Here is an 11,452-nt window from a genome sequence, read left to right as displayed (position 1 = left end):
CCAACCACCCGCACGGTACCGAGGTCCGGATGTGCCTGCCCATCTCCGAGTAACTGCGATCCACCTCCGAGGGCAACCTCGACTGACACAGGTGTGCTGGGTACGGCGGCACCCGGTCCGGGGCGGCTGGTGATGCGGTTCGAATGAGGAAGAGCATGCGTCCGGACCCGAAGATGTGAAGTGTGCCACTTTCGGACACCCGCTATGACGTGGCTCATCTCCCGCCCTCGGACGCCCCTCGACCTGCGGATTCGAGCGCGCGTCGCCGGAACGGGGCCGTTCGGCCCCCGAACCGGCGGGAGGGGTGGGCGGCTCCCGCGGACGGGGAGTGTCCGGAATTGGGACGGTGCACCGGCGGGCCACGACGGCGGGACACCGGCACCCGCGGCGGCCGGTGCCGTCCGCCGGCGATCCACGCGAAAGCCTTTTCGAGACAGCGTATTCGGTGGCACCCGACGCTCCGGGGTGGCGACGACAGGCCACGGCGGCGCCTACCGTAAGGTCGGCTCGGTGACACCGCTCGAACTGTTCCTCGTCGCCCTGGCCGGGCTGGGCGCCGGCGCGATCAACGCGCTGGTCGGCTCCGGGACCCTCATCACCTTCCCGACCCTCGTCGCCTTCGGCCTGCCGCCGGTGACCGCCACGATGTCCAACGCGGTCGGACTCGTCGCTGGTGGGGTGTCGAGCACGTGGGGGTACCGGCGGGAGCTGCGCGGACAGTGGCCCCGGCTACGGTGGCAGATCCCCGCGTCGGTCTCCGGCGCGGTCCTCGGATCGTGGCTGCTGCTGAACCTGCCCGAGTCGGCCTTCGAGACGATCGTGCCCGTCCTGCTCGTGCTGGCGCTGCTCCTCGTCGTGTTCCAGCCGAAGCTGCAGCAGTGGGTGCTGCGCCGCTCCGGCGGCCCGGAGGAGCAGATCGGCCCCGCCCGGATGACGGCGCTGATCGTCGGCACCTTCGCAGTGGGCGTGTACGGCGGCTACTTCACGGCCGCGCAGGGCATCCTGTTGATGGGCCTGTTCGGCGCGCTGCTGCACGATCACATCCAGCGGCAGAACGCTGCGAAGAATCTGCTCTCGCTGCTGGTGAACGTCGTGGCCGCCACCGCCTACACGCTGGTCGCGTTCGACCGGATCGACTGGACGGTGGCGGCGCTGATCGCCGTGGGCTCGCTGATCGGCGGCGCCCTCGGCTCCCGGTACGGCCGCCGGCTCTCGCCCACGGCGCTGCGTGCCGTCATCGTCGTGGTCGGGTTGATCGGGTTGTACCGGCTGCTGGCCTGAGCGGTCGGTGACACACTCGAACGGTGAGCGACGAACCCACACCCGCGCCGGTCTGGAACTACCTGATGGACATGGACGGCGTCCTGGTCCATGAGGAACACCTGATTCCCGGCGCCGACGCGTTCCTGACCGAGCTGCGCGAGAACGGCACGCCGTTCATGGTGCTCACCAACAATTCGATCCGCACTCCGCGGGATCTGCGGGCCCGGTTGCTGCGCACCGGGCTCGACGTCCCGGAGAAGTCCATCTGGACGTCGGCGCTGGCAACGGCGACGTTCCTGGCGAATCAGCGCCCCGGTGGCAGCGCATACGTGGTGGGCGAGTCGGGACTGACCACGGCCCTGCACGACATCGGCTACGTCCTCACCGACAGCGATCCGGACTACGTCGTTTTGGGGGAAACCCGCACGTACTCGTTCGAGGCGATCACCACGGCGATCCGGCTCGTCGAGCGGGGTGCCCGGTTCATCGCGACCAATCCGGATCCGACCGGACCGTCGCGGGAGGGCTCGCTCCCCGCCACCGGGGCCGTCGCGGCCCTGATCACCCGGGCGACGGGCCGCGAACCGTACTTCGTGGGCAAGCCCAATGCCCTGATGATGCGGTCCGCCCTGCGCGCGATCGGCGCGCACTCGGAGCACACACTCATGATCGGCGACCGCATGGACACCGATATCGTCTGCGGCCTCGAGGCGGGCCTGCAGACACTGCTGGTCCTCACCGGCATCTCCACCCGCGAGTCCGTGGAGATGTTCCCCTACCGGCCCACCCGCGTCATCGAATCGATCGCGGAACTGGTGGGGCGCACCGCGAATCCGTTCTGAGCGGCATCGAGCGGGCGGTTTCGACGCCGAAGGGGAGGTTGTCGCGCATACCACTCGGGCGATGCCGCAACAACCTCCCCGTCACCGTTCATCCATGACGCCACTGCCCGGCCCCCACCGGACCGGGCAGCGACGACGCCCCGCCGACGAGAGGATGAGGTTCTCGTCGGCGGGGCTGCTCACCTCTGAAGGCGCCTCGCTCAGCCAATGCTGAAGGGCTGGCCCCAGAGGGTGACCTGCTGGGTCGCGGTCGGGGTGTCGACCGTGACCTTGACGTAGCTGCGGGCCTGCGCGAAGCCGGCGCAACCGGTGACGCCGAGAGTCGAGTCACCCCAGGTGACGGTGCCGCTCGCACCCTTGAAGGTGTTGAAGTTGCGGTGCACCTCGGCGCCGAAGGGATCGACCTGGGTCAGGTCGAGAACCTTGTAGTCGTAGGCCTGGTTCGGCTTGAGGGTGATACCGGCGTTGCCCGTGACCGAGCCACTGGCAGACTCTCCCGAGGTGCCCATGCCGGCGCCCAGACCGGCCCCCGCACCGAGGTTGGCCGTCATGCCGAGCTGGCAGCCGACGATGTAGCCGGGCTGGATACGTCCACCGATCGCGGCACCCGGCCCGCTGAGGTCGACCTTGGCCGTGCCGGAAACCCACACGTTGCGGTGCAGCGGGGTGGCGCCCATCGAGGGCGAGATGGTGGCGGTCTCACCGGTCCGGGTGACGGTGACGACGGTGCCGTCGGGCAGCGTCTGGCTGATCGAGCCGTCCTCCAGCGGAACGAAGGTGTCGGCATTGGCCGCTCCGACGGAGGCGAATCCGATCGCGACGGCGACGGTTGCGCCGACACCGGCGGACTTGAGCGCGCGGCGCAGGCCGGTCTTGAAGCTGGTCTTCATGGTCTCTCTCTCGAGGTTCTACGCTCGTGCGAGCGAGGGTAAGGAGGGGTGGCCTGGAGATGCTCAGCCGATGCTGAACGGCTGGCCGTACAGGGTGGTCTTTTCGTAGTTGTTACCCGTGACCTCGAGGACCGTGTACGAACGAGCCTGCGCGTAGCCGCCGCAGCCCTGAGCGTCGATCTGGGCATCCTGGTACTGGATGGTGTACTTGCCGTCCTTCTTGATGTCCCTGCCCTGGACCGGCACGAAGCGGACCTGACCAGCGGTCATGGGTGCCGCGACAACTGCCGAACCGCCGACCGACGCGTTGCCGGTCTCCTTGGCAAGATCGCCCGACATGCCTACGTTGAGACCCAGCGTGCCCGACATCTGGCTGATGTCCACCTGGCAGCCGACGATGTAGCCGGTGGTCAGGCGCGGAACGCCGTTGGTCGAGGTGCCCTGCGTGCCGTTCTGGTTGACCGAACCGTCGGGGTTCTCGGCGATACCACCGTTGGACGGACCGGCCTCCGCATTGGCGGGAACACCCTTGACTTCGGCGGTGATCGTACCGGACACCCACGCCACGCGACCTGCGCCGTTGGCCGCGAGCGACGGCGAGATCAGGGCGCGCTCGTCGAACCGCTTGATGACGTTCCCACTGGGGGCGACGATCTCGCCCTCGGGCAGCGGGACGAAGGTGTCGGCGTTAGCCGCACCCGCGGACAGGAAGCCCAGGGCGATCGCAGCAGCAGCTGCGACACCACCGATGCGTGCGCCGCGGCGGAGGCCGGACGTGTGCTTGATGCTCAATTCATTCCCCTACTCAGGTGTGCGGTTACCCGGGCGCCCCCGGGCACGGCTGATCACGGCCGCGGGCGGCCGCCGCGGTCGATTCGGATGTGCCTTCTGGTCAGGTCGGGCGAGATACCGGTCGGTTTCTCGCACAGGCGGATTCAGGTGTCGTTGGCGTGCTGCCCCGAAGGGCACTGTGGACCGACACCCCCGCTCGGACCCCAGTTCGTTTCGGAACGATAACACGCCCGATGCGAAGGGTCACTAAACAGTTACGGCTGTGTTCCAGATCACATCTGCACACAATCGTGTGCGATCGGAGGTTTATGTGTGACCGGGAATCCGACTTGCACAGAACGAAGTTCGATGCTCTAGCGCAACCGCATCGGAATGCCCGCCACGACCAACGTCACCGCCTCCGACTCGGCGGCCACCCGCGCGTTGAGCCGCCCGAGCAGGTCGCGGAACAGCCGGCCCGACGCCGTCGGCGGCACCACGCCGCTGCCGACCTCGTTGCTGACCGCCACCACCGGCACGGCACACGAACGCCACGCCTCGAGCAACTCCTCGACGTCCGCCTCGACCGCGGTGACGTCGCCGCCCGACCACACGTCGTGACGGTCCAGGCGGGCGGTGAGCCAGGTCCCGAGGCAGTCGATCAGCAACGGCTCGCGCGACCCGCGCAGTACGGATGCCACGTCGTCGGTCTCCACCGTCGTCCACGACCGCGGCCGACGGGCGCGGTGCAGCGCCACCCGCTCGGCCCACTCCGCGTCGCCGTCGCGCGTGCCGCCGGTCGCCACGTACGTCACCGCCGGGAACGATTCGAGCAACTCCTCGGCGTGCCGCGACTTGCCGGAGCGGACACCGCCGAGTACCAGGGTGCGCTGCGTCGCAGCGGCTTTGCCGGTCGTTTGTCCCACCGTCGTCACCTCACCGTCGTCGCCCGGTCGCGCCCCGCAGGCCGCCAGGCGGATCCGCAACTGCGCGACCGGCGGGTTGTGGTGCCCCAGATGCACGGCCACCACGTCTGTCCGCTCGGTCACCGCCCCGCACGCGCGCAGCGCCCCCACCGTCTCGCCGAACGCGGGCAGCGTGTGGTGCGCGTCCCCCAGATCGATGCGGTCACCGAACGTCTCCTCCAGGAAGACCGCGTCGTACCCCGCGCCGGCGACCCGCTCGAACCAGTCCGCGGGCAGCGGGCCGGTGTCGCAAGCCCACAGCAACCGGTCGCCGCCCGGGCCCTGCACGTCGTAGAGCACCGAGTCTCCCTCTCTCAGGACCCGGTGGGCGGCGGGCAGGACCCGCACCCGATACTCGCCCACCGTCAGCACGTCCCCGGCCGCGACGGGCACGAACCGCACCGCGTCGGTGGGACCCACCCAGTCCCGGCACTGGTCCAGCGTGTCGGGGGGTCCGATCACCTCGATCTCGAAATCCACTGTCGCCCAAGCACGGAACAGCAGCGCCTGCGGGCCGAGATGGTCGGGATGCGAATGGGTGAGCAGGATGTGCCGCACCCCGGCGAGGGTGCGGCCGTGGCGCAGGGCCGCGCGCGGCGCCTCGGGCCCGCAGTCGAGCATGAGGACGTCGTCCACCAGCGCCGCCGTCTGCCCGCGTATCTCGCCGCGGGCGGCCGCGTCCGAGCACGATGCGCACGCGCAGAACGGATTCGGCCAGCCGTCGGCCGCACCCGTGCCCAGCAGCAGGACCTCCATCACGAACCCTCCGATTCGGTTCGGCCGGAACAGCTCCCGCGAACCGGCACGATGGCCGGTCCGGAACCGGGTCGGTCCAGCACCTCGACGCGCGCGCCGTACACGTCGGCGATCCGCCGGGCTGTCAGCACCTGCCGGGGCGTGCCGTCGGCGACGACGCGGCCGTCGGCGAGCAGCACCAGCCGTCCGCCGTACAGCGCCGCCGACGTCAGGTCGTGCATGGCCGCGAGGACGGTGAGCGCGTTCTCCGCGCGCATCGACTCCACCAGGTCCAGCACGTGCTGCTGGTGGCCGATGTCGAGGGCGCTGGTGGGCTCGTCCAGCAGCAGCACCTTCGGCTCCTGCGCGAGTGCGCGCCCGAGCACCACCCGTTGCAGCTCACCGCCGGACAGCTCGGTCGCCGGCCGCGCGGCCAGCCCGCGCAGGTCGAGGCGGTCGAGCACCGACTCGACCACCTCGCGGTCGTGCGCCGACTCGGTCGCGAACCGCGGCATGTGCGGGGTGCGGCCGAGCCGGATCAGGTCGGCGACGGTCATGCCCTCGGGCACCACCGGCCGCTGCGGCATGAGCGCCACCGTCCGGGCCATCGCCCGGCGTCCGGCGTGGGCGGGGTCCAGGCCGCCGACGCGGATCCGGCCGGTCGCGGGCACCAGGCCCGCGAGCGCGTGCAGCAGCGTAGTCTTCCCACCGCCGTTGGGCCCGACGAGCGCGACCCACTCCCCCTGTCCGACAAGCAGGTCCACCCCGTGCAGGACGGTCTTGCCGCCGCGGGCGACGCTCAGGCCGTGGCAGTCGACGGCGTTCACGACACCCCCCGATGCCGGCGCAGCACGACGAGGAAGAACGGGGCGCCGACGGCCGCGGTCACCACGCCGATGGGCAGTTCGGCCGGGGACATCACGGTCCGGGCCAGCACGTCCGCCAGGACGAGGAAGGCGGCCCCGATCATCAGCGACAGCGGCAGCAGCAACCGGTGCCCCGGGCCGACGATCAGCCGGATCGCGTGCGGCACCACGATTCCGACGAAGCCGATGAGCCCGCTGGCGCCGACCACGGCGGCGGTGCCGAGGGTGGCCACGCACACCAGGACCAGCCGGACCCGGGCCGGGCTCACGCCGAGGCTCGCGGCCTCCACGTCGCCGACCGCCATCACGTCGAGCATCCGGCGGTGCAGCAGGATGACCGCGGCGGACACCACGACGTACGGCAGCACGACGACCACGTCGGACCAGCCGTCGGTGCTGAGGCGGCCGAGCAGCCACGTGTACACCTGCCGCAGGGTGTCGTCGTAGAGCTGCTGGACGAACGTCTGCGCCGCATTTGCGAACGCCGCGACCGCGACGCCGGCCAGGATGATGACGACCTCCGAACGCATCCCGCCGACGCTGCGCCCGAGCGCGTACGTGGCGGCGACGGCCACCAGGCCGCCGGCGAACGCGGCGACCGGCACCCCGGCGGCACCGAGCGCCCCGCCGAGCGCGATCGCGAGGGTGGCGCCCAGGCCCGCCCCGCTCGACACACCGAGCAGGTAGGGATCGGCCAGCGGGTTGCGGAACACCCCCTGGTAGGTGGCACCCGCGATGGCGAGCATCGCACCGACCAGCGCGCCGAGCGCCACCCGCGGCATCCGGATGTTCCACAGGATGGCCTGCTGCCGCGTCGTCAGTCCGGAGTCGACGTCGACGAACGGCAGGGCGTCGATCAGCTCGAGGAACACGCCGCGCACGGTGAGCCCGGCGGGGCCGACGAGCACCCCGACGTGCAGCGCGACCACCAGGACGAGGGCTGCCGCGCCGAGCACCAGGGCCGGGTGGCGCGCGGCGCGGGTCACCGGGTGGGCTGCGCGGCGGGTTCGGACGCGGGCGCGGCGGCCACGATCGTCCCGAGGTGCCGCACGAGGTCCACGACCCGGGGTCCCCAGCGGCTGGCGACGTCCTCGTCGAGCACGTGGACCTGGCCGGACCGGACGGCCGTCAGCTCGCCCCAGCCGGCGCGGGCGGCCACGGTGTCCGGGGTGACACCGCAGCACTGCCCGTCGGCGAGGAAGATCAGGTCGGGGTCGGCGTCGAGGACGTACTCGGCGGACAGCTGCGGGTAGGCGTCGGCTCCGGCGGCGTCGCCGATCGAACGCAGGCCGAGCATCGAGTAGATGCCGCCGATGAAGGTGCCGCCGGTGACGCTGTAGTAGGTGTCGTCGAGCTCGTGGTAGTAGGTCAGCGGGGCCGGGCGCGGGGGCAGCCCGGCGACGACCTCGTCGATGTCGCTGCGCATCGAGGCGACGAGTTCGGCCGCGTCGCCGACGTGCCCGGTGGCGGCGCCGAGCTGCTCCATCTGCGTGTACGCCTCGTCGAGGGTGGTGGCGGCGGGCAGCAGCAGCGTGGGGACGCCGGCCGCCTCGAGGCCGGAGACGAGGTCGCCGACGTCGTCCATGGCGACCACGAGGTCCGGTTCGTAGCCGAGCACGGCCTCGACGTTCGGCGAGTATCCGGACAGGGCGGTGACGGGCGCCTCCGCGGGGAAATCGGACTGGTCGTCGACCGCGACGACCTGGTCGCCGGCGCCGACGGCGTAGAGCATCTCGGTGGCGGTGGGGCTGAGGGAGACGATCGATCCGGGGACCGCGTCGAGGGTGATCGCGCCGTCGCCGGAGCCCACGGTGACCGGGAAGGTGCCGTCGCCGGACGACGCGGAGGCCGGGTCGGATCCGCCGCTCGAGCCGCACGAGGCGGCGAGCAGGGCGAGCGCGGCGAGTCCAGTAGCGAACAGCCGGCGGGCGGGCGCAGTGGGGGCAGGCACAGCCATCCTCCGTGAGGCGGAGGACGAAAACAGCACGGCTGCAACGGATCACCGTTGCGGCACGACACCGTCCTTCGTCCGAGGACCAGTACGTGACCGCCGCGCCGGCCGACCTGACTCGTCCGGCAGCGCGCTGCCGGCCTCACAGTTGCGGGACAGTGCCGGATTACACCGGACTTCACCGATACGCTGCGGCACCCCGCCGGCAAGCGGGGTCACCGCAGCGTATCGCAGGACGCCGGGTCCGGGGACGGCGGCCCGACGCCGTCTTCGACCGGTTCCCCACCCCGGTGACCCATCGGAGGACGTCGACACCGTCAGTGCGCCGCGCCGCGCTTCTTCCGTTTCGGAATCAGGTGCGCGATCAGGACGATGATCGCACCCACGACGAGCCCGACGAGTGCGGACGCCACGGTCCCGGCAGTCCAGGACAGCACACCGCCGAAGCCGCCGTGCACGAGATCGCCGAACCAGTGTTCGAGATCGTGGAGGCGATCGGCCGGCCAATGGAATCCTGCCTCGCCGACGTTGACGAGCAGGATGTGGCCACCGACCCACAGCATCGCGGCGATCCCGACCACGGTGAGCACCGTCATCACCTTCGGCATCGCGGCCACGAGCCCCCGCCCGAATCGTCGGCTGAACGACGATCGGCGTCGGGCGAGCGACAGGCCCACGTCGTCCATCTTCACGATCAGCGCGACCGCGCCGTACACCAGGGCGGTGATGAGGATCGCGACGACGACGAGCACCAACAGCCGGGTGAGGAACGGTTCGTCCTCGACCGACGCCAGGGAGATCACCATGATCTCGGCCGACAGGATGAGGTCGGTGCGGATCGCGCCGCTGACCATCGACTTCTCGAACTCCGGCCCGCTCTGCCCCGCAGTCGCGTCCTCGTCGTGGTGACCACCGGTGAGTGCTTCGTAGACCTTCTCGGCCCCCTCGTAGCACAGGAACAGACCACCGGCGATCAACAGGTAGGGCAGCGCCTGGGGCAGGAACTGGCTCAGGAGCATCGCCACCGGCAGGATGATCAGGAGCTTGTTGCGGATCGACCCGGTCGCGATCTTGCGGATGATCGGCAGTTCACGATCGGGGGTGAACCCGTGCACATAGCGCGGGGTGACGGCGGTGTCGTCGACGACGACACCGGCCGCCTTGACGCCGGCCTTGCCGGCCGCGGCGCCGATATCGTCGATGGACGCCGCGGCCGCCTTCGTCAGTGCCGCGACGTCGTCCAACAGGGCGACGAGACCACCAGCCACGGGAACCTCCCACAGTTCGGCTGTGCAGAGCCGATCGAACGACACGCAGTTGCGGGTCGACTTGTACGTTACCGAAGCACACCCGACCGCCGAGCCGGCTCTCCTTCGGTGTCCGGTACGGCCGGTGTCATCGACTCGGCGGGCCCAGGGGGTCGGAGTCCGCGATGCCGGTACGGCCTCGACGTGGCTGTCGCCTCCGACGTGGCAGCGGGCTACTTCAGCGCCTGCTCGAAGTCCTCGAGCAGGTCCTCCGGATCCTCGAGCCCCACCGACAACCGGACCACACCGTCGGACAGGCCGATCGCCGCCCGGCCCTCCGGACCCATCGCCCGGTGCGTCGTCGTCGCGGGGTGGGTGATCAGCGACTTGGCGTCGCCGAGGTTGTTGGAGATGTCGACGATGCGCAGCCCGTCGAGCAGTTCGAACGCGCGCTTCTTGCCCTCGCCCTCCGGGGCGTCCAGCTCGAAGGTCACGACCGTGCCGCCGCCGCTCATCTGGGACCGCGCCAGGTCGTACTGCGGGTGCGACTCGAGGAACGGGTACTTGACCCACTTGATCGCGGCGTGGTCCTGGAGGAAGCGGGCGATCCGCCCGGCCGACTCCACCGAGTGCCGGATCCGCAGCGGCAGTGTCTCGAGGCCCTTGAGCAGGGTGTGGGCGTTGAACGGGCTCAGCGCCGGGCCGGTGTGCCGGATGAGCTGCTGCACCGGGCCGTCGATGTAGTCCTGCGGGCCGAGGATCGCCCCGCCGAGCACGCGGCCCTGGCCGTCGATGTGCTTGGTGCCCGAGTACACGACGATGTCGGCGCCGAGATCCAGGCTGCGCTGCAGCAGCGGCGTGGCGAAGACGTTGTCGAGCACCACCTTGGCACCGGCGGCGTGGGCCATCTCGGAGACCCGGCGCACGTCGACGAGGGTCTGCATCGGGTTCGACGGCGTCTCGAAGAAGACCGCGGTCGTGGGCACGGACAGCGCCTGTTCCCACTGGTCGAGGTCCTCGCCGTCGACGAACACCGTCTCCACGCCCCAGCGGGGCAGGATCTCGTTGCACACCACGAAGCAGGAGCCGAACAGGCTCCGGGCCGCGACCAGGCGATCGCCCTTGCCGAGCAGCGCGGCGAGGGAGGTGAACACCGCCGACATGCCGGAGGCGGTGGCGTAGCAGCCCTCGGCGCCCTCGAGCAGCCGCAGCCGCTCCTCGAACATCTTCACGGTCGGGTTGCCGTACCGGGAGTAGACGAAGTGGTCCACGTCGCCCGTGAACGCCTGCTCCGCGGCCTCGGCCGATTCGTAGACGAAACCGGAATTGAGGTAGATCGCCTCGGAGGTCTCCTCGAATCCGGACCGCATGGTGCCGCCGCGCACGCCGAGCGTGGCGGGACGCACCGATGCCGGCAGCGGCCGCTCGAAGGCGCCGCCCCTGGGAATTGCGCTCACGACTGCCTCCACGGCAGGCCCGCGGCCCGCCAGCCCTCGGCTCCGCGATGCCTCTCGGCATCGAGGCCGCCTTCGAATCCTTCGACGATGTTGTACGACGGGGCCAGGCCCGCCGCGGTGGCCGCTTCCGCGGCCGCGATGGAACGCTGTCCCGAGCGACACAGGAACACGACCGGCCCGCCGGTCACGCCGGCGTCCTTCAGCTGCTCGACGAACCCCGCGTTGCGGGCACCGTCCGGGTAGCGCACCCACTCGACGAAGACGGTGCGGCGCCCGATGGGGGAGGTCTCGGGGACCCCCACGTATTTCCATTCGGCGTCGGTACGCACATCGACGAGCACGGCGTCCGGGTTCTCGCGCAGCAGCTCCCACGCTTGCTGCGGCGTTATATCACCTGCGTAGCTCACCGCACCAGCTTTTCACAGTTCGCGGCGAGCCGACCAGGCGGGCGGGTGGCGCCGGTCC

11 protein-coding genes and 1 riboswitch are annotated in these 11,452 nt (G+C 70.7%); of the genes, 2 read left to right on the top strand and 9 right to left on the bottom strand.

Annotated elements, in window-relative coordinates; all coding sequences use genetic code 11:
- The first annotated feature begins 510 nt into the window (after positions 1-510).
- Together AIIKEEIJ_RS19350 and AIIKEEIJ_RS19345 are read left to right on the top strand one after the other, a co-directional pair.
- Positions 511-1,281, top strand: a complete 771-nt coding sequence (locus tag AIIKEEIJ_RS19350) for a sulfite exporter TauE/SafE family protein (RefSeq protein ID WP_006945513.1) — start codon at positions 511-513, stop codon at positions 1,279-1,281.
- Positions 1,282-1,346: 65 nt separating this feature from the next.
- On the top strand, positions 1,347-2,105 hold the full coding sequence (locus tag AIIKEEIJ_RS19345) for an HAD-IIA family hydrolase (protein ID WP_044476465.1): 759 nt from the start codon (positions 1,347-1,349) through the stop codon (positions 2,103-2,105).
- Positions 2,106-2,305: 200 nt separating this feature from the next.
- On the opposite strand, the gene AIIKEEIJ_RS19340 is transcribed toward AIIKEEIJ_RS19345, so the two are convergent.
- The 9 genes from AIIKEEIJ_RS19340 to AIIKEEIJ_RS19300 all read right to left on the bottom strand — a co-directional run bounded on the left by AIIKEEIJ_RS19340 (position 2,306) and on the right by AIIKEEIJ_RS19300 (position 11,394).
- Complete coding sequence (locus AIIKEEIJ_RS19340) at positions 2,306-2,995, bottom strand: MspA family porin (RefSeq protein WP_161996372.1); 690 nt, start codon at positions 2,993-2,995, stop codon at positions 2,306-2,308.
- Between the two features lie 63 nt (positions 2,996-3,058).
- Entirely contained in the window at positions 3,059-3,787 is a 729-nt protein-coding gene (locus tag AIIKEEIJ_RS19335; protein ID WP_161996371.1) for an MspA family porin, read from the bottom strand.
- 353 nt (positions 3,788-4,140) lie between these two features.
- Positions 4,141-5,487: a bifunctional adenosylcobinamide kinase/adenosylcobinamide-phosphate guanylyltransferase gene (locus AIIKEEIJ_RS19330; protein WP_161996374.1), complete on the bottom strand. Its 1,347-nt coding sequence runs from the start codon at positions 5,485-5,487 to the stop codon at positions 4,141-4,143.
- Positions 5,487-6,293, bottom strand: a complete 807-nt coding sequence (locus AIIKEEIJ_RS19325) for an ATP-binding cassette domain-containing protein (RefSeq protein WP_161996370.1) — start codon at positions 6,291-6,293, stop codon at positions 5,487-5,489. The genes AIIKEEIJ_RS19330 and AIIKEEIJ_RS19325 overlap by 1 nt, the downstream gene beginning before the upstream one ends.
- Positions 6,290-7,318 carry a FecCD family ABC transporter permease gene (locus AIIKEEIJ_RS19320; protein WP_006945506.1) on the bottom strand — a complete coding sequence of 343 codons (1,029 nt, stop codon included), beginning with the start codon at positions 7,316-7,318 and terminating at the stop codon, positions 6,290-6,292. The genes AIIKEEIJ_RS19325 and AIIKEEIJ_RS19320 overlap by 4 nt, the downstream gene beginning before the upstream one ends.
- Complete coding sequence (locus tag AIIKEEIJ_RS19315; RefSeq protein ID WP_044476458.1) at positions 7,315-8,289, bottom strand: ABC transporter substrate-binding protein; 975 nt, start codon at positions 8,287-8,289, stop codon at positions 7,315-7,317. Before AIIKEEIJ_RS19315 ends, AIIKEEIJ_RS19320 begins: the two co-directional genes overlap by 4 nt.
- Positions 8,290-8,369: 80 nt before the next feature.
- Positions 8,370-8,512, bottom strand: a riboswitch (cobalamin riboswitch).
- 88 nt (positions 8,513-8,600) lie between these two features.
- A complete protein-coding gene (locus AIIKEEIJ_RS19310; RefSeq protein ID WP_338020986.1) occupies positions 8,601-9,551 on the bottom strand; it encodes a DUF808 domain-containing protein in 951 nt (316 codons plus the stop codon).
- Positions 9,552-9,763: 212 nt separating this feature from the next.
- Complete coding sequence (locus tag AIIKEEIJ_RS19305; RefSeq protein WP_006945502.1) at positions 9,764-10,987, bottom strand: O-succinylhomoserine sulfhydrylase; 1,224 nt, start codon at positions 10,985-10,987, stop codon at positions 9,764-9,766.
- Positions 10,984-11,394 carry a rhodanese-like domain-containing protein gene (locus AIIKEEIJ_RS19300; protein WP_006945501.1) on the bottom strand — a complete coding sequence of 137 codons (411 nt, stop codon included), beginning with the start codon at positions 11,392-11,394 and terminating at the stop codon, positions 10,984-10,986. The genes AIIKEEIJ_RS19305 and AIIKEEIJ_RS19300 overlap by 4 nt, the downstream gene beginning before the upstream one ends.
- Between the last annotated feature and the right edge of the window lie 58 nt (positions 11,395-11,452).

The organism is Rhodococcus sp. YH1 (assembly GCF_009939605.1).
Classification (GTDB): domain Bacteria; phylum Actinomycetota; class Actinomycetes; order Mycobacteriales; family Mycobacteriaceae; genus Rhodococcus; species Rhodococcus aetherivorans.
This window is presented reverse-complemented; position numbering and strand designations above follow the sequence as displayed.

Bases quoted from the DNA above. Each gene is read 5' to 3' on its own strand.
- AIIKEEIJ_RS19345 (WP_044476465.1), top strand. From the start codon at position 1,347: ATGGACATGGACGGCGTCCTGGTCCATGAGGAACACCTGATTCCCGGC.
- AIIKEEIJ_RS19340 (WP_161996372.1), bottom strand. From the start codon at position 2,995: ATGAAGACCAGCTTCAAGACCGGCCTGCGCCGCGCGCTCAAGTCCGCC.
- AIIKEEIJ_RS19330 (WP_161996374.1), bottom strand. From the start codon at position 5,487: ATGGAGGTCCTGCTGCTGGGCACGGGTGCGGCCGACGGCTGGCCGAAT.
- AIIKEEIJ_RS19315 (WP_044476458.1), bottom strand. From the start codon at position 8,289: ATGGCTGTGCCTGCCCCCACTGCGCCCGCCCGCCGGCTGTTCGCTACT.